This window comes from Bacillus cereus group sp. BfR-BA-01350 (assembly GCF_022663775.1).
Classification (GTDB): domain Bacteria; phylum Bacillota; class Bacilli; order Bacillales; family Bacillaceae_G; genus Bacillus_A; species Bacillus_A paranthracis.
This window is the reverse complement of record NZ_JAKUGD010000010.1, coordinates 93799-112479: the sequence shown is the minus strand read 5'-3', so window position 1 is coordinate 112479 and position 18681 is coordinate 93799. Positions and strand designations below refer to the sequence as shown.

The following is an 18681-nucleotide window of genomic DNA, read 5'->3' as shown; positions in this document are numbered from 1 at the left end:
TTCCATTAAGATACTTCTTCTTTCTTATCTTTTCCGTATTCATGTTCCCAGAAATCAGCATTTTTAATTCCTAATGGCCCTGGATCGAATACTGGATCTTTTCCTTCTTTCTTCTGCTTTTCATAATCCTTTAATGCAACTAATGCAGGTTTTTGTAACAATAAAATCGCAATGATATTTACCCATGCCATAATTCCTACACCGATATCACCTAAAGCCCAAGCCGTTGCTGCTGTTTTTATACAGCCGTAGAATACAGCACCTAAAAAGACAAATTTTAGTACCATAGACAACCAAGGGCGGTCTTTATCACGGTTTAAGTACGCGATATTCGTTTCTGCAATGTAGTAATACGCCATAATTGTTGTAAATGCAAAGAATAGTAACGAGATTGCAACGAAACCGTTTCCAAATCCAGGGAAAACAGATTCTACTGCTGCCTGTGTATATCCCGGTCCTGGCTGTGCACCATTTAATTTATTTACGATAAAGTTTTTTCCGCTTGCATCAAATACGTTATACATGCCTGTAATAATCATCATAAATGCTGTTGCTGAACAAACAAATAATGTATCAATGTAAACGGAAAATGCTTGCACTAAGCCTTGCTTAGCTGGATGTGATACTTCCGCTGCTGCTGCTGCATGTGGTCCAGTTCCTTGCCCTGCTTCATTAGAATAAATACCACGTTTTACTCCCCAAGAAATTGCTAAACCGATAATACCACCAAATGCTGCTTCTAATGCAAACGCACTTCTTATAATTAACATAAATGCTTCTGGCAGTTTTTCAATATTCATAGCGACAATAACACAAGCTACTAAAATATACCCAACAGCCATAAACGGTACGACAACTTGCGCTACGTTAACAATTCGCTTTACTCCACCGAAAATGATAAGAGCTAATACGACTACTAATAAAGCACCTGATAATGAAGTGTTAATTCCAAAAGCCGTTTCTAAACTTACAGCAATACTATTTGCTTGCACACCTGGTAGTAAAAGCCCCGTTGCAAGAATTGTCGCTGCAACGAATACTAATGCATACCATTTAACCCCTAAACCTTTTTCAATGTAATAAGCAGGTCCACCGCGAAACTGTCCTTGATGTTTCGTCTTATATATTTGTGCGAGTGTTGATTCTACATAAGCTGACCCTGCTCCTAAAAAGGCTACTGCCCACATCCAAAATACAGCCCCTGGTCCACCGAAGGCAACCGCTGTAGCTACCCCAGCGATATTCCCTGTCCCAACGCGCCCTGATAACGAAAGTGCTAACGCTTGGAATGAAGAAACACCAGCCTCTGATTTTTCTCCTTTAAATGTCAGCTTCACCATTTCTCCTACATGCCTTACTTGTAAAAACCTCGTTCGAATAGAAAAATATAAACCTGCTCCTAAACATAAATAAACAAGTGCTGGACTCCAAACAATATTATTTAACCAATTTACGAAAGCTTCCAATATTCCTCCTCCTTTTTATCAAGAATATTCAGAATATATAAAAATTATAAGTGTATACCGAACCTATGACAATATTATTTTAATAAAACAAACATATTTTTGTATAAAAAAACAAAGTATACATTTATTTTGTATACTTTGTTTTGAACAAAATGTATTATATATTCACAATTGATTCTTCGCTTATAATTCTTTCATATAACTCTTCACATAATTTTTGGAAGTTATCTGGCATATCTTTCCCCTTAAACTTCTTTTGGAGTGTGCCGTATAGACCTATGTCACGCAAACGTAAAAATAGTGGTAATGATTCATACCAACTATCCGCCAGTCTGTGCTCATACTCATAGCCTTTCCGTAACACTTGTAGCTGTTTACGAGCAAAATCTGTCTTCTCTTCCGCTGTCCACGGTGTAAATAGAACAGAGTAATAAAGAACCATCGCTAAATCATGTATAAAGTAATTATAAGCCGCATCATCAAAATCAAAGATCGTTAGCTCTTTACCATCATAATGAAAATTGCCTGGATGAATATCCCCATGCATAAGGCCGAACGTTTCTCTTTCAATTGGAAGGGCCTTTATCTCATCCATTAATACCGCAGCGATCTTTTTCACTTGATCATTTTCTAATTCATTAACAATCCCACTCTCATCTTCTTCCCACGTATCACGGTAGTCTGTTTTAGGATAATCCATTGTAAGGCGATGCAGTTGTCCAATCGCTTTTCCCCATGCTTCAAAGTAAGCGTCTCCCCAATAAGACGATTCCGCTCCTTTTACTTGCTCACCTTTTGCATATGTAAATAAAGAAGCAAAAAAGAAAGTCCCATCCTCTGCTACGATTTCTTCTACGAGATTTCGAGACGTTGAATAAAGAGGTCCTGCTACCTTTGCCCCATTCTCCGCAACATATCGTAAAAAATCTAGCTCAGCTTCGACTTCTTTTTTAGAACGATGAGAAGAGTGGGTTAAACGCAATACGTAATCTTCACCACGATCACCCTTTGCCTTAAAAATATAATTCTCAAAATCTCCAAGTGGCTTTTCTTCCACTGTTACATGAAACAAACTCGCTGCTCTTTTTACAATCTCTTTCGTAAAAACACGTTCTACAGCTATTTCCATATGTATCCCTCCTATATATCTTCTTAATTCGACATAAATGTTAAAAGTACTGCTATGAAATTGAATAATACGTGTGCAATCATAGCTGATAAAATAGAATTTGTTTTCTCATATAACCATGCAAATACTACTCCACTCAAAAAATTCACCGGTAATGTGTTATATGTAGGGATATGGACAACGGTAAATATTATGGAACTAATAAACATACCGCTCCATATGCCATATCTATTACGAAAAAATGTATAAAAAACACCTCGATATAAAATCTCTTCATAGATTGGTGATATAATTGCTGCTCCAATTACGGCGATACAGAATGAATAGATTGATTTATCATTTTGGACCGTCTCCGTTTTACTATTTTCAAAGGAAATACCCATTTTCTCCATTATCACTAATACAGCAATACTAGCTACAATTAAGAAAATAACCGCTCCAACTGTCCATAAAAGATCTTTCCATGAAAGCTTCCGAATTCCAATATCTTTCCACGAGAGTTTATATCTTTTGATACAAAAAAGATAAACTACAGTAGTAAATATCACTGCCATTATAAAGCCCATTAATACTCCAGCATATAGTGAGTTACCTATTACTTCTAAAATATATTTATAAAAAAGGGATTCGACAGTTACTGGAACAATAACAAATACAAACATAAATAAATATAAAACTTCTTTCCATCCCCACATATACCTCAAAGTCATTTATATCATCCCCTATATCCTATTTTCTATAGTATAAAAGATGACGTAACGTAACTTTCAAGCTACTTTGTCAAAAATAATCCAAGCATAAATTTCTCACAAAAAGCAAAAATTAACAGGAGTAACTTTATCTAAAAGAGGTGGAAATTATGACAGAGCAAAAAGAACAACAAGAGAGTACGGGCCAAAAGCATATGTTTCCATCACTTCCGGAAAACATTAATTATATCGAAAATAAGCTCTGTCACTCAGACGATATAAAAAAATTAGATCTCCCTTTTCAAAACGGAAAAGGAACAATTTTATATATCGAATCTTTAGCAGACCCAAATTTGATTCACCAATTAGCTCTTGAGCCTTTATTAACTCGGTCGGATTTGTCTTTAGATAAAGCTTTTGCCACATTAAGTATGAAGAAAGAAACAAATTTAAATTACGGTGTGCAACTTTTATTACAAGGCAAATCATTATATTTTCATGAACAAGTCGACAGTTTTTGTATTTTCGAAACAGCTTTATCTTTAAAGAGAGATATAGCTGAGCCTGATAATGAAGGAATTGTGCGCGGTCCACATACTGGTTTTGTAGAAGATTTAGCAACTAATTTAACTTCGATCCGTAAGCTCATAAAAAGCCCAAATATCGTCGTTAAATATTTCACACTTGGTGAAGAAATGCACACGAAAGTGGCAATTGCTTATATGCAAAACATCGCGAATGACGATTTAGTTACAGAAGTGAAAAGAAGATTAGAAACGATTAAAACGGATGCACTTATGCCTCCAGGATATATACAAGAATTTATAGAGGATACGTCTTTCTCACCATTTCCGCAGCAATTAAATACAGAGCGTCCAGATAGAGTCGCAGCAAATTTAATGGAAGGACGAGTTGCTATTTTATCTGATGGAGATCCAACAGCGCTTATCGTTCCTGTTACGTTATTTGCCTTCTATCAATCACCAGACGATTATAATAACCGCTGGATTGTCGGTTCTTTCGTCCGAATGATTCGCTTAGTGAGTTTCTTGATTGCTTTTCTCTTACCAGCTATATATATCGCAACCGTAGCCTTTCATCCTGATGTATTGCCGCTTGAACTTGTGTATACAATTAAAGCTTCATTAGAGAAAGTACCACTTCCTCCTATTTTTGAAGCTCTCTTAATGGAGCTAATTTTCGAGTTATTACGGGAAGCTGGTATTCGCTTGCCGAGCCGAGTTGGACAAACAATCGGTATTGTAGGCGGTTTAGTAATTGGTGATGCAATTGTAAAAGCTGGACTTGTTTCTTATACGATGATTATCGTTGTAGCTTTAACTGCAATCTCATCTTTTCTCGTTCCATCAAACGATATGAGTTCAGCTGTTCGAATTCTTCGTTTTCCATTAATGCTCCTTGCTGCCATATTTGGATATGTAGGAATATCATTCGGTCTCATTATAACTTTCGTTCATTTGTGTCAGCTACATTCATTTCATACACCATATCTTTCTCCTGTTGCACCAATGCGGATTAAAGATATGAAAGATTCTTTTGTAAGACTACCAATTTGGTCATTTTGGGAACGACCACATGATCCAAAACCGAAAAAAATGCAACGACAACATGTAACGAGAGAGGAGGAGGACGGTGACAAACACGCAAAGTAAAATTTCACTTGTTCAATTTACCTTTTTCGTTATTCAATGCCAAATTGGGGTCGGTATACTCTCTCTACCGAACCGTCTTCATCCGATAGCAAAAGGTGGTGGATGGATTTCCGCTCTCATCGCTGGGCTTGCAATTCAGCTTATTATTTTACTTATGTGGCTTTTCTTAAAACGATTTCCTGATGCAGATATGTATGAAAGTGTTTGTATGCTATTTGGTAATACGTTTGGAAAACTATTAGGCTTTGCTTATGTTTTTTATTTTACTCTTATCGGTATGACGGTTATGTTAAACGCTTGTAATGTCATTAAAGTATGGGTTTTGCAAGCGACCCCTTGGTACGCAATTCTCTTACTATTTACGATAGCTTGCTGCTATATAGCCTATAATACGTTTAAAGTTATCGTACGATTTTATGTCATGGCTTCTATTCTCATTTTGCCCATGGCTCTTTTAATTGCACTAGGGTTTTCACGAGCTGATTTTTCTTATATTTTTCCAATTACAGAAGCCGGATGGTGGAATATTATTCAAGCATCAAAAGAAACAATTACAGCTATGTATGGTTTTGAAATTATTCTTATCGCTTTCCCAAAAGTAAACGGGAGTTCTGTAGCCAAACTAAAAGCAATTTCTATCGCTAACGGATTTGTAACCCTTTTTTATGCTTTTACTGTTTGGATTTGCTTTATCGTATTTAGTCCAAAACAAATTGAGCTTATTCCAGAACCAGTCGCTTACTTATTACGCTCCTTGCATATCGGGATTATAGACCGAACTGATTTACTATTCATACCAATTTGGATGATAACAGTTGTAGCTTCTATCGCTAGTTATTACTGCGCTGCTTCTATAGGAATTGGACATATATTCAATCTTGCTAATCATAAAAAGGCTGTCCCAATCGTTGGTATTATTGCCTTTAGTGTAGCTTTATTTATCGATACACCTGAAGAATTAAAAGTAATTGCAACTTTCACTGATAAGTTCACCTATATTTTCATCGTTGTCCTCCCTCTTTTATTTCTACTTTATTCAGTAATAAGAAATAAGAAAGGAGAACAGTATGTTCAAAAAAAGAGTTAAACTACTTTTTATATTATGTACTAGTGCATTCCTTTCTGGCTGCTGGGATCAAGAACCATTAAGAGAAGCAAGGTTAGCTTATAGTATTGGATCTGATATTACGGAAGAGAATAAACTCCAGCAAACAATTGAGCTCGTAAAAAGTTCAAGCGGAGAACAAGCTTCATTCGAGAATGAAATACATTCTGCAACCGGGCATAACATAAGAGATACGAGCGATGCACTGAAAAAAAATGTAACGGGAAATATTCGTTATTTCAAATATGGTGTTCAATTACTAGGAACCAAAATTCTAAAAAAAGGTGTACTACCCTATTTAGATGTCAGCTTTCGGGACCCAACAAACCCAACTGCTTTAGTAAAACTTATTGCAGTAGATGGTGAAACATCCGAGATACTAGAAAAAAAGAAAGTAGGAAATTTACTAATTGGAGATTTTCTAAAGAAAAAAGTGAAAAGCTTAGAAGATATGAGTGTATTTCCAAAAGAAACTTTAGAGACAGCTGCTACAAAAATGTTAGATCCCGGTAAGGACTTTACCCTCCCTTCTATAAAAATAAAAGGAAAGGAAGTAATTACAAACGGATTAGCTTTATTTAACAATGATAAATTAACTGGACATTTACCTTTGAAACAATCTGTTTTATTCGTGTTATTAACCGGAAAAATGGGAACAAGTGCCCGTATAACTCAAAAACTTACTAGCGATGAATCCGAGAAGACATCTGACTATTTAACAATGGAAGTGAGCAATCGGAAATTAAAACGAGATTTAAAAATAACAACAGATAAAAAAGGAAATGTTTATGCTCATATTAAGCTTCAGTTAAAAGTTATAGCGCTTGAAGCTCCAAGAGATAACCTTTATAAAATGGATGAAAGAAAAAAGCTAAATAAAGAATTATCGAAGCAACTTACAAAAGAAGCGAAAAAAATAACAAATAAACTACAAAAGGCAAATTGTGATGCTTTTGGGATTGGTAGACACCTTATCGCGTATCACCCTGATTTATGGAAGAAAAAAAAATGGAATAAAGATTATGCAAAAGTAAAGTTTAAACCAGAAGTAGACGTAAATATTTTGTATAGTGGTGTCTTAAAATAAAAGGTTGAAAATAAAAGGTTGAAAATAAAAGGTTGAAAATAAAAGGTTGTATGCCACGCAGGCATACAACCTTTTATTTCGTATATCGATATACAATTGATTCGTATGGTCTTAAGTTAAGTTTTGCAATATCCTTACTGGAATCTTTATAATTCGACAGAAGTACTTCTTGTTTCATTCCATCTAATTGAACATGAGCTGGTACAGAATACGTTATTTCTTCTCTATAGAAGTTATTGATAACAAGTAGCACTTCACTCTCTGTAGTACGAGTATATGCCCAAATTTTAGGATCATTTTCATCCAAAATAGCATATTCTCCTTCTGTAATTACATTATACGTTTTTCGAAGTTCGATTAACTTTTTATAATGATAAAATACAGACTCTTTATCTTCTAGTGCCTTCTCTACATTTATTTCTTTAAAGTTTTCAGCCACCGAAATCCAAGGTGTACTTGTCGTAAAACCACTGTTCACCTCTTCATTCCACTGCATTGGAGTTCGGGAGTTGTCACGAGATTTTTGTTTTAAAATCCCAATAATCTCTTCTTTTGATAATCCTTCTTCCAGCTTTATATCGTATATATTTAACGATTCTACATCGCGATATTGCTCAATAGACTCGAATTTAGGATTCGTCATACCGATTTCTTCACCTTGATAAATGTAAGGTGTCCCCTGCAACATATGCATAGCTGTCGCTAACATTTTCGCAGATTCATTTCGGTACTCTTTATCATCACCAAAGCGTGACACAATACGAGGCTGGTCATGATTACACCAGAATAACGCATTCCATCCCCCGCCCTTTTGCATTTCAATTTGCCAATTAGACATAATCTCTTTTAATTTAATGAAATCAAAATCAGCCTTCGTCCACTTATCACCATTCGGATAATCAACTTTTAAATGATGGAAACTAAACGTCATACTTAATTCATTACGCTCAGGGTTTGAATATTTAATACAATTATCAATTGTCGTAGATGACATTTCTCCAACTGTAATTACATCTTTCCCTTCAAAAACATTTCGGTTCATTTCTTGTAAATATTCATGCACACGCGGGCCATCTGTATAATATTTACGGCCATCGCTTGTCGCCGTACTTCCATTATCATTTAAAAACTGTTGATCTTTTGAAATTAAATTAATAACATCTAATCGGAATCCAGTTACCCCTTTATCAAGCCAAAAGCGCATCATATCATATACTTCTTCACGAAGTTTTTCATTTTCCCAGTTTAAATCTGCTTGTGTCTCATCAAATAGATGTAAATAATATTGCTCTGTCTTCTCATCATATTTCCAAGCAGACCCACCAAACTTAGATTGCCAATTATTTTTTTCATCACGCCAAATATAGTAATTACGATATGGACTATTTTTATCTTCCTTCGCTTCTTTAAACCACTTATGCTCCGTCGAACTATGATTTACAACGATATCAAGCATAATTTCAATGTTACGTGCTTTTGCTTCTTCTAAAAGCTCTTCAAACTCTTCCATCGTTCCGTAAGATGGATCAATATTGTAGTAATCACTTACATCGTATCCATTATCATTTTGTGGCGATTGGTATATCGGTGTTAACCAAATATAATCTACTCCGAGTTCTTTTAAGTAATCTAGTTTTTCTGTAACCCCTTTTATATCACCGGTTTCTTTATTGTAATAGCTATTAAAGCTCTTCGGATAAATTTGATAAACTACACTTTTATGCCAATCCTTCATGTTTAACTTCCTCCTACTTCTGTTTTACTCTTTTTGCAAATAACCACGTTAACGTGAATGGGATGACAACTGCGATAACCATTCCTACAATAAACATTGGAATCGATTTCGGAATGATAGAAATAAATGCTGGTAATCCACCAATTCCGATAGCAGGTGCTAATACACCATTTAATGTAATGAATATCGCCGCCACAGCCGATCCGATAATCGCTGCATAGAACGGGAATTTATTTCGTAAGTTTACACCAAACATAGCTGGCTCTGTGATACCGAAATATGCCGAGATTGCTGATGTCGATGCCATACTTTTATCATTTTGATTTTTAGAAATCCAGAACATCGCAAGTGCCGCACTACCTTGCGCAATGTTAGAAAGAGCAATCATTGGCCAAATGAATGTACCACCGTGTTGTGCAATTAATTGTAAATCGATAGCAATAAACATATGATGCATACCTGTAATTACAAGTGGTGCATACAATGCTCCAAATAATACTGCTCCAACTACTGGTACTGTTTCATATACACCTACTAATCCTACTGTTAATAAATCTCCAATATGACGTGTAACCGGACCGATAATTCCTAATGCTAATACACCTGTCACAACAATTGTTGTAATTGGTACAACTAATAATTGAATTGCATTTGGTATATGTTTCTTTAAAAAGATTTCTACTTTACTTAATACAAATGCTGCTACTAAAACAGGTAAAATTTGTCCTTGATATCCTACCTTCTCAATTTGGAACAGTCCTAAAATATTGAAGTACTCAATCTTTTGACCATCTAAACCAGTCGCTGCTTTTCCATAGTCCCAGGCATTTAATAAGGCTGGGTGCACAAGCATTAATCCCATAACAATCCCTAGTATTGGACTACCACCAAAACGCTTCGTTGCTGACCACCCGACAAGTGCCGGTAAGAATACGAATGCTGTATTGGCCATCATATTAATTAAATCCCAAAGCCCACCTAAGTTTGGATACACATCTAATAAATTTTTCCCATCAAAAAATAAGTCCTTTGCGCCTAATAGATTGTTAATACCCATTAGTAAACCAGCTGTTACGATTGCTGGTAATATCGGCATAAATACATCTGAAAATACTTTTACAAACTTTTGAGCTGGATTTAACTTTTGGTTTCCGGAATCTTTTACGTCAGCTACTGTCGCTCCCTTCATCCCTGCAAGCGTTATCAATTCAGCATATACTCGATCAACATCTCCTGGACCAATTACAATTTGAAATACCCCAGCGTTATGAAACGCTCCCTTTACTAATGAAACAGACTGCAATTTATCGTTATCTATTTTACTTTCATCTTTTAAAGCGATACGGAGTCTCGTTACACAGTGCGCAGCTTGTTCAATATTGTCTTTCCCACCAATATACTGCAACACTTCCTCTGCTGTTTTACGATAGTCTTTCCCCATATTCCCGTCCCTCTTTTCTTTTTTTGATACCGTTTACAATTACATATTAACTCGTATATATAAGTTAGTCAACACTCGTATATATAAGTTTGTGATTTTTTTATAAAAAAAAGAGATGAAACATTTCGTTCCATCTCCTTATTTTCTCCGCGCCACATCCGAAAAATGAAAAATATCTAAGCGGTGACGTGATTCTGTATATTCGAACTGACTTCCATCATAAAAATGCGTAAAGTTTTTCACGACAACAACATAGTCTGTTCCATTTAAATCTAAATACTTTCTATCGTCCTCTGTACATGGTTGCACTTCAATTACCCTCTGTGAGTAACTAATAGGAAGACCTAGTTCTTTCTCAATATATTTATAAATGGATCCTCCTGCAATTTCACTCGTTAATCCAGGGATATGTTCTGATACAAAATGATTAATATCCAAAATTACTTTTTCTCCATCAATATTTCGTACGCGTTTAATATGATCTACTTCTGTTTTCTCTTTCACATTTAATAGCTTTGCAATCTCTTTTGTCGCTTTTATTTTCTCCATTTCCACGACTTCTGTAATACAATGGCGCCCTAAACGTTCATTTTCTTCTTGGAAACTTACAATGCCACCAAAGTTGAATTCAATGTTTTTACGCTTTAAAACAAAAACACCTTTTCCGTGTATTTTTTGAACATATCCACGTTCTTGTAATAAATCCACTGCTTTTCTTACAGTACCACGGCTCGCTTCATACTGTTTCATTAATTCAGTTTCTGATGGGATTTTGCATCCCTCTTTTAATTGTTTATTATCAATAGACTTGCTGATTGCTGTATAAATTTGTTCATACTTACTCATCATCTACAATAGCCCCTTGTCACCTTCTAGTTCTATATGTATTATACCATGCTACACCCTTCTGCCAATCTCTCACTTATTTTCCAGTATAGGAAAAATACAGGTAAATATTTAATCTCTAAAACGTATTTTTATAAAAATTTTTATATTTTTCTTTTCATTCAAAAAAACATGTAGTATACTAACTTCAAAATCAGAGGAGAAAGGGAGCAAAGAACTATGCTTACTTATACAACAATTGTAGTTACATTTGCACAAAAACATCATCATCATACGTAACCCTTGAAACCTAGCGGAAAAATTACGCGTAGGTACAAGGGTTATTCCCGTTGTACCTACGTTAGGCAAAAGAGCCATGTAGGTATTTTTTATCTACATGGCTCTTTTTTTATTGCCAAAAAGCTAGTAAAAAATGATATTTAAGCAAATCTTACTACAAAGGAGTTAACAAAAATGGAAACGAAAAAATGGGGATTATGGGTTTTAACAGCTTTTGTTATCGGAAATATGGTTGGCGGTGGCGTATTTATGCTTCCAGCAAATTTAGCACAAGTATCAGGTCCAATGGGTTCTACACTTGCATGGAGTATTACAGGACTTGGCGTATTTATGATTGCACTCGTATTTGGAAATTTAGCAATCCGAAAACCAGAATTAAAAGCGGGGCCACAAAGCTATGCTCAAGCGATGTTCCCTTCAAAAAAAGCGGGTAAAGTTGCAGGCTATAGTATGGCATGGGGATATTGGGCTGCGAACTGGGCTGCAACAGCATCTGTTATTATTTCCTTTGCTGGATATTTATCAACATTCTTTCCAGTTTTACAAAGTAAGCAAATTCTCTTTTCAACGAACGGATTTTCACTAGAACTTGGAAAAGGATTAACGTTCCTCGTATGTAGCCTTATGTTATGGGGAATTCAATATATTCTTTCTCAAAATATTGATCGTGCTGGAAATATGAATCTTCTTGCTACTATTGCAAAAATTATTGGATTTACAATGTTTATTGTAATCACATTATTCATTTTCAACGCCTCTAATTTCGGAGACGGGCAAACATTTATGAATGAAGCAGGACAATCAATTTCGTTAGGTGGACAAATCAATTCAGCTGCTATTGCAACACTTTGGGCATTTATCGGTATTGAATCGGCTGTCATGCTTTCTAATCGTGCAAAATCTCAGCGTGATGTTAAAAAAGCGACTATTTTCGGATTAATTATCGCTCTTCTTATTTACATGTCAATTACGCTACTTACAATGGGAGCTCTCTCTCAAGATGCTTTAAAAGACTCTCAAAAACCATTAGTAGACGCATTAAATTTAGCAATTGGCAATAAAGGCGCATATATAATGGCTTTACTTGCACTTGTATCTTTATTTGGATCTACAGTTGGCTGGATCGTTGTTAGTTCAGAGGTTCCTTATCAGGCAGCAAAAAATGGGCTTTTCCCTAAATTTTTCGCGAAAACAAATAAAAAAGGTAGTCCTTCAAAATCATTATTTATTACAAATGTGATGACGCAAATTTTCTTATTCTCAACGATTTCTGGTACCGTATCAGAAGCTTATAATTTCGCTATCGTTGTAGCAACATTAGCTTATTTAATTCCATACCTTGTTTCTACGCTGTACCAATTCAAATTAGTTATTACAGGAGAAACGTATGATATAATGCCTGGCTCTCGAATAAAGGACGGCATCATTACTACATTAGCATTCATATATTCTATTTGGGTTATCAAAACGGGAACTGCTGATTTAAAAACGTTCTTCTTAGGAATCGGATTGTTCGTATTAGGTCTTATTCTTTATCCTGTACTAATGAAAGACTCACAAAAAATGAATTAAAAAAGGAGAAGCTTCTGGCTTCTCTTTTTTATTAGAAGTCTATAATTAACTTTTCCTTTAACTCTGCTACAGATAAAGGTTTTGCATAATAAAATCCTTGTACATAATCACAGCCCATCGATTTTAATAAGCTTTCTTGCTCTACTGTCTCTACCCCTTCAGCAACTACTGCTAAATGTAAGCTATGGGCAATTTCAATAACAGATTTTACAATCGTTCGCTCTGGTTGTGCATGATCATAATGAAATTCACGAATAAAATTACGATCAATTTTTACTATATCCAGCGGTAGTTGTTTTAAATAATATAAGGAAGAATAGCCTGTTCCGAAATCATCTAAAGCAATTAAAATACCCATATTTCTTAATTCTTGTAATGTAGCAATAATATAATCAAAATGACGAACAGCAATGCTTTCCGTTATTTCTAAAATTAAACGATTTGCAGGAAATCCAGTTCTCTTTAAAATGCTACGTACAGACAAAATAAAACGTTTCTGCATTAATTGTTGTATAGATAAATTCACAGATAACTTTAATCCTTCTTGATAATTTGGTAATGTTTTAAATAAGCGACACGACTTTTCTAATACCCAATCTCCTAATTTTATAATAAGTCCTGATTCTTCAGCTATAGGGATAAATTCACTTGGGGAAATAGGCCCTTCTTCTGTCGTACAACGTACTAAAGCCTCGATACCAGTATATTTCTTCGTTTTCAAATCAATAATAGGCTGCAGTGCCACATCTAACTCTTCATCACGAATTGCCTTTTGCAAAGCAAATTCAATTTTCATTCTACGATTTATTTTCGCACGTAACTCATCTGTAAAGAAACACGCTGCATTTCTTCCCTGTTCTTTCGCACTATACATAGCTAAATCTGAATTCTTCAATAGAGTTTCTACATCTTGTCCATCTTGCGGATATGAGCACAGTCCTAGACTAGCTGAAATGTATACTTCATGACCTTCAAGTATAAATGGCGCCTGAAAGCATGACAACACAGATGTCGCTAGCTGCCTCATCTCATCTTGTGTATGATTTTTTGTTAACAACACAAATTCGTCGCCACCCAGCCTAGCCAGAACATCTTTCTCTCCTAGCACATAATGCAACCGTGAAGCAACTTCGCTTAAAAGTAAATCTCCTATCATATGACCTAGCGTATCGTTTACTAATTTAAAACGATCCAAATCAAAATAAATCATACCAAACTCTCTTTTATCTGCAATTAATTCGTTAACAGTCGTTATTAATTGTAAACGGTTCGGTAAACTCGTTAAAGCATCATGATACGCAAGCTCCCTATAACGACTTTCGCTTAACCGTAACCTCTGTTCTGCTTCTTTCCTACTACTAATATCATTTCGAATCGCAATAAATTGATATGGCTCTCCTTTTTCATTTAAAAATGGAACAATTGTTGTTTTAACCCAATAATATGTACCATCTTTTGCTTGATTTCGAATCTCACCTCTCCATACTTTTCCGCTCAAAATACGCTTCCATAGCATTTGAAAAAATGTTTTCGGGTGATATCCTGAATTTAAAATACGATGATCTTTCCCTATTAACTCTTCTCTTGTATATTTGGAGATTTCACAAAACTTATCATTTACATATGTAATAAGACCCTTTCGGTCTGTAATCGCAACAATTGAAGACTCATCTAATGCTAACTTTAAATCTCGCAATGAAGATTCATATAATGCATGACCTCTTTGTTCTAGCATGCGCATCTCTCCTTGCTTCCTATCTGACTAAAACATAACTTGTTTCTTTTTATAGAAATAGAGATATTTCATTTCCTAATAATCGTCCTTTACATAAATCAAATTTTGAAATATGTCGATTAAAATAACATAATATTATTTGTAATAAAAAGCAATATAATACCGTTTCAATTATACATAGCAGTTTCTTATAGCTAACTCTATACAACTCTTCAAGAACATATATATAAAGTGAAACTTTAATCAGTGGGGAGTGTTGATCTCCGCCTAACTTCCTTGCTTCCGCTGAATTTTGAGGTGGGGGGCTTACTGCCTTTTAATGCGGGATAAATTAAAATTATTATATATGTTTTTTGAATTATAATAACAAAATATTAACATATTTTCACCTTAATTTTGGAAGTATTTTATAAATAAATACCGTATTAAACAAAAAAAGAGGATAGCCTCTTTTTTTGTTTAATACGGATATGTTGTTTGTTGATACCCCGGATATGGTGTTGGATATGGAACTGGATATGGCGCTGGATAAGTTACTGGGTACGGTGCTGGATAGTATCCTCCACCTGCTGCACCCGTTAATGCGCCAGCTGTAAGCCCACCTAACACACCTCCAGCAAAACTTCCAGGGAAAAATCCACCGCCCCATGAGCCGCCACTCCAGCCCCATCCACCTCCGTGATGGTGATGATGATTATGATGATTGTGCCCTCCATGGTGGTGATGTCCGCCGTTATGATGGTGCCCTCCATGATGATGATTACGATAATACAATCCGTTATTTTCTATATAATTCATATTTCCCCTCTCCTTCCCCATTTTCTCATCTTAATAGGTATTGTAAGAATAATATGGATCTTGTTGGTAACCTGTATAATAAGAATAATCCGAGTAATACGGATAACCATATCCGCCATAACCAAATCCAGGGCTAAGTAATGCTCCTGCTACAAACCCTGGAAAGAAACCTCCACCAAAAAATGGTGAATGTCCGAAACCACCACCGTGACCAAATCCTCCAATTGGACGACCGTACATTTTATTCACCTTCCTTTTCTCTTTAAAAACGTAACAATACACTGTATGTAGGACAAATGCGGAAAGTATGGGGAAATACCTACATTTTGTAAAAAACAGAAAACACTTTATAATAAAGTGAAACTTTAATCAGTGGGGGGCTTCATCCCCCACTGATTATCAGCCCTCACCAATCGGACTTTTATGGGCAGTTGATCCCCCGCCTAACTTCTTTGCTTCCGCTGAATTTTGAGGTGGGGGGCTTACTGCCCATTAAAGTCGGATAAAAATGTCACAGTACATCTGCTATTTAGGAAATCTATATTGAGGAAAGATTAGAGGAATTATATAGAAATGAAGAAACCTATCATCCAATTACTATTAATATTTACAATTGTATCTATCGTTCTTTTCCTATTAAATACATCTTATATTTCGTTATATACATTTGTCGGCGTTCTCTGGTCCATCACAATTGTAGGAATTTCATTCGTTATTTTTATCGAAAATAGATCTCCTCAAAGTACCTTAGCCTGGTTTTTAGTATTAGCACTTCTTCCCGTTATAGGTGTGCTTTTATACTCTATTTTCGGGCGTAGCCGTTGGAGAAGAAAAAAGCATCTCCATCGTTCAGAAGAGCAAAGAAAGTTATTTCGTGAAATATTAGAAGGAAGACGACTAGAGTTATCACTCAAAGTCCCATTAAGTGAACGCTCTGTCCATTTAACAGAAGTCGTACAAAAATTTGGAGGCGGGCCTGCAGCAGATAGAACAACTGCCAAACTTTTAACAAACGGAGATCAAACATTCTCAGAAATTTTGCAAGCGATCGAGCAAGCAAAACATCATATACATATTCAATACTATATTTATAAATCTGATGAGATTGGTACAAAAGTTCGGGATGCGTTAATCAAAAAGGCAAAAGATGGTGTTATTGTACGCTTCCTTTATGATGGACTCGGAAGTAATACGTTGAGAAGACGGTTTTTACACCCTATGAAAGAAGCTGGAATTGAAATTGTTGAATTTGATCCTATTTTTTCAGCTTGGTTACTTGAAACCGTCAATTATCGTAACCACCGTAAAATCGTCATTGTAGATGGAGAAATCGGTTTTACTGGAGGACTTAACGTCGGTGATGAATATCTTGGTCGTTCAAAAAAATTTCCCGTTTGGCGTGACAGTCATTTAAAAGTAGAAGGAAAAGCGCTATATAAATTACAAGCAATCTTTCTAGAGGATTGGCTCTATGCATCTAGTGGTTTGAAAACCTATTCTTGGGATCCATTTATGAATAGACAATACTTCCCTGGTAAAGAAATTTCAAATGCAGAAGGTGCTGTGCAAATTGTAGCGAGCGGACCAAGCTCAGATGATAAAAGCATTCGCAATACATTATTAGCTGTTATGGGCTCGGCAAAAAAATCTATTTGGATTGCTACGCCATACTTTATTCCAGATCAAGAAACTTTAACATTATTACGTTTAAGTGCAATATCTGGCATAGATGTACGCATTTTATATCCTGGTAAAAGTGATAGTATTATTAGTGACCAAGCATCTCAGTCCTACTTCACTCCACTTTTAAAAGCTGGTGCCTCCATTTATAGTTATAAAGATGGCTTTATGCATGCAAAAATTGTACTTGTTGATGATAAAATCGCAACAATCGGAACAGCAAATATGGACGTACGCAGCTTTGAATTGAATTACGAAATTATTAGCGTACTGTATGAATCAGAAACTGTTCATGATATTAAACGTGATTTTGAAGATGACTTTAAGCATTCTACTGAAATTAAATGGAACGCTTTCCAAAAGAGAAGTATCAAAAAACGAATATTAGAATCTTTTATGAGGCTCATTTCTCCTTTACTATAAGCAATCAATGTATTATTGATTGCTTTTTCTTTTATATTTGTCCCCTCTCCTTTTCTTTGCATACCATATTAAAACAAGTTATCATAAGATGTATTACTTTATGAAAATAATGTTAGGTGGGACATACATGTTAGAACAATTTCATATACATGCTGATTTAAAACAGCAACTTTCTACAATTCACGAAAAGAATAAACAAGAAGCTGGTGAAAATGCACATTTGATCGGTACAAAAATATATAAAGCATCTGATAATAGCATTATCGAAGATGCCATTACAGCACTTCTTCTTGGCAAAAATATTCTATTAAAAGGGCCGACTGGTAGTGGTAAAACAGTACTAGCTGAAACACTTTCTTCTTTATTCCAAAAACCAATGCATAGCATTAACTGTTCTGTCGATTTAGATGTAGAAGGTATTTTAGGATACAACACACTACAAACGAAAGATGGCGCATCTGAAGTTACATTCGTTAACGGTCCTCTTATGAAAGCAATGAAGAACGGCCATTTCCTATATATTGATGAAATCAATATGGCAAAACCTGAAACGTTACCACTTCTTCACGGTGCATTAGATTACCGTAAAATGATTACAAATCCATTTACACAAGAAGTTGTATACGGTGATAATGAGTATCGTGTAATCGCAGCAATTAATGAAGGCTACGTTGGAACAAGTGAACTAAACGAAGCGTTAAAAAACCGTTTCGTTATTATTGAAGTTCCTTACATCCAAGGTGATACATTAAAAGAACTATTATTAGCAGAATCAAAACTAAAAGATGTTGCAACAATTGAAAAGTTCGTTGCATTTGCAAGCGATCTTATGCCTTTAGCTCGTGATGGCCGCGTAAGTGAAGAAGCAGCAAGTATTCGTGGCATTATCGATGCATGTGATTTAGGTGTATATATTCCCGTTATGCGTGCAATTGAACGTAGTATTATCGCAAAATTAAACGATGAAACAGAACAAATGACTGTCCGTGAATTAGCAGAAAGTTATTTCTTTGAGGGATAATT

Annotated in this window: 15 protein-coding genes; 6 read left to right on the top strand and 9 right to left on the bottom strand. The window is 35.3% G+C overall.

What is annotated here, in order from left to right; all coding sequences use genetic code 11:
* Window positions 1-5: 5 nt before the first annotated feature.
* The 3 genes from MR147_RS20225 to MR147_RS20215 form a co-directional block, all read right to left on the bottom strand.
* Window positions 6-1466: an alanine/glycine:cation symporter family protein gene (locus MR147_RS20225; protein ID WP_000387150.1), complete on the bottom strand. Its 1461-nt coding sequence runs from the start codon at window positions 1464-1466 to the stop codon at window positions 6-8.
* A gap of 157 nt (window positions 1467-1623) precedes the next feature.
* Window positions 1624-2595 (bottom strand): phosphotransferase enzyme family protein, encoded by a 972-nt coding sequence (locus MR147_RS20220; protein WP_074607399.1) that lies wholly within the window; start codon window positions 2593-2595, stop codon window positions 1624-1626.
* A 23-nt stretch (window positions 2596-2618) separates the two neighbouring features.
* The gene (locus MR147_RS20215) at window positions 2619-3305 is read right to left on the bottom strand and encodes a CPBP family intramembrane glutamic endopeptidase (RefSeq protein ID WP_074607401.1); all 687 of its coding nucleotides are present in this window, start codon (window positions 3303-3305) and stop codon (window positions 2619-2621) included.
* A 149-nt stretch (window positions 3306-3454) separates the two neighbouring features.
* Between MR147_RS20215 and gerKA the strand changes: the two genes are divergently transcribed.
* Genes gerKA through gerKC form a run of 3 tightly spaced genes read left to right on the top strand, consistent with a single transcriptional unit; the run spans window position 3455 to window position 7149 of the window.
* A complete protein-coding gene (gerKA, locus tag MR147_RS20210; RefSeq protein WP_074607403.1) occupies window positions 3455-4957 on the top strand; it encodes a spore germination protein GerKA in 1503 nt (500 codons plus the stop codon).
* On the top strand, window positions 4938-6044 hold the full coding sequence (locus tag MR147_RS20205; protein WP_074607406.1) for a GerAB/ArcD/ProY family transporter: 1107 nt from the start codon (window positions 4938-4940) through the stop codon (window positions 6042-6044). The genes gerKA and MR147_RS20205 overlap by 20 nt, the downstream gene beginning before the upstream one ends.
* Window positions 6025-7149, top strand: a complete 1125-nt coding sequence (gerKC, locus tag MR147_RS20200) for a spore germination protein GerKC (RefSeq protein WP_000474029.1) — start codon at window positions 6025-6027, stop codon at window positions 7147-7149. The genes MR147_RS20205 and gerKC overlap by 20 nt, the downstream gene beginning before the upstream one ends.
* 73 nt (window positions 7150-7222) lie before the next feature.
* Here the strand turns inward: gerKC and treC are convergent, their stop codons facing one another.
* The 3 genes from treC to treR all read right to left on the bottom strand — a co-directional run bounded on the left by treC (window position 7223) and on the right by treR (window position 11174).
* Window positions 7223-8884 carry an alpha,alpha-phosphotrehalase gene (treC, locus tag MR147_RS20195; RefSeq protein WP_074607408.1) on the bottom strand — a complete coding sequence of 554 codons (1662 nt, stop codon included), beginning with the start codon at window positions 8882-8884 and terminating at the stop codon, window positions 7223-7225.
* A gap of 13 nt (window positions 8885-8897) precedes the next feature.
* A complete protein-coding gene (treP, locus tag MR147_RS20190) occupies window positions 8898-10325 on the bottom strand; it encodes a PTS system trehalose-specific EIIBC component (protein ID WP_074607410.1) in 1428 nt (475 codons plus the stop codon).
* A 138-nt stretch (window positions 10326-10463) separates the two neighbouring features.
* Window positions 10464-11174 (bottom strand): trehalose operon repressor, encoded by a 711-nt coding sequence (treR, locus tag MR147_RS20185; protein ID WP_074607411.1) that lies wholly within the window; start codon window positions 11172-11174, stop codon window positions 10464-10466.
* A 450-nt stretch (window positions 11175-11624) separates the two neighbouring features.
* Here treR and MR147_RS20180 point away from each other — a divergent pair, with 450 nt between their 5' ends.
* Complete coding sequence (locus tag MR147_RS20180) at window positions 11625-13022, top strand: amino acid permease (RefSeq protein WP_000448464.1); 1398 nt, start codon at window positions 11625-11627, stop codon at window positions 13020-13022.
* A 31-nt stretch (window positions 13023-13053) separates the two neighbouring features.
* Here MR147_RS20180 and MR147_RS20175 read toward each other — a convergent pair whose 3' ends face one another.
* The 3 genes from MR147_RS20175 to MR147_RS20165 form a co-directional block, all read right to left on the bottom strand.
* The gene (locus MR147_RS20175; RefSeq protein WP_074607413.1) at window positions 13054-14757 is read right to left on the bottom strand and encodes a putative bifunctional diguanylate cyclase/phosphodiesterase; all 1704 of its coding nucleotides are present in this window, start codon (window positions 14755-14757) and stop codon (window positions 13054-13056) included.
* A gap of 459 nt (window positions 14758-15216) precedes the next feature.
* Window positions 15217-15555, bottom strand: a complete 339-nt coding sequence (locus MR147_RS20170; protein ID WP_074607415.1) for a cobalt transporter — start codon at window positions 15553-15555, stop codon at window positions 15217-15219.
* A gap of 30 nt (window positions 15556-15585) precedes the next feature.
* A complete protein-coding gene (locus tag MR147_RS20165; RefSeq protein ID WP_139302755.1) occupies window positions 15586-15795 on the bottom strand; it encodes a hypothetical protein in 210 nt (69 codons plus the stop codon).
* 333 nt (window positions 15796-16128) lie between these two features.
* Between MR147_RS20165 and MR147_RS20160 the strand changes: the two genes are divergently transcribed.
* On the top strand, window positions 16129-17658 hold the full coding sequence (locus MR147_RS20160) for a cardiolipin synthase (protein WP_074607419.1): 1530 nt from the start codon (window positions 16129-16131) through the stop codon (window positions 17656-17658).
* A gap of 127 nt (window positions 17659-17785) precedes the next feature.
* Window positions 17786-18679, top strand: coding sequence for an ATP-binding protein (locus tag MR147_RS20155; RefSeq protein ID WP_074607421.1), 894 nt, complete (start codon window positions 17786-17788; stop codon window positions 18677-18679).
* Window positions 18680-18681: the final 2 nt, after the last annotated feature.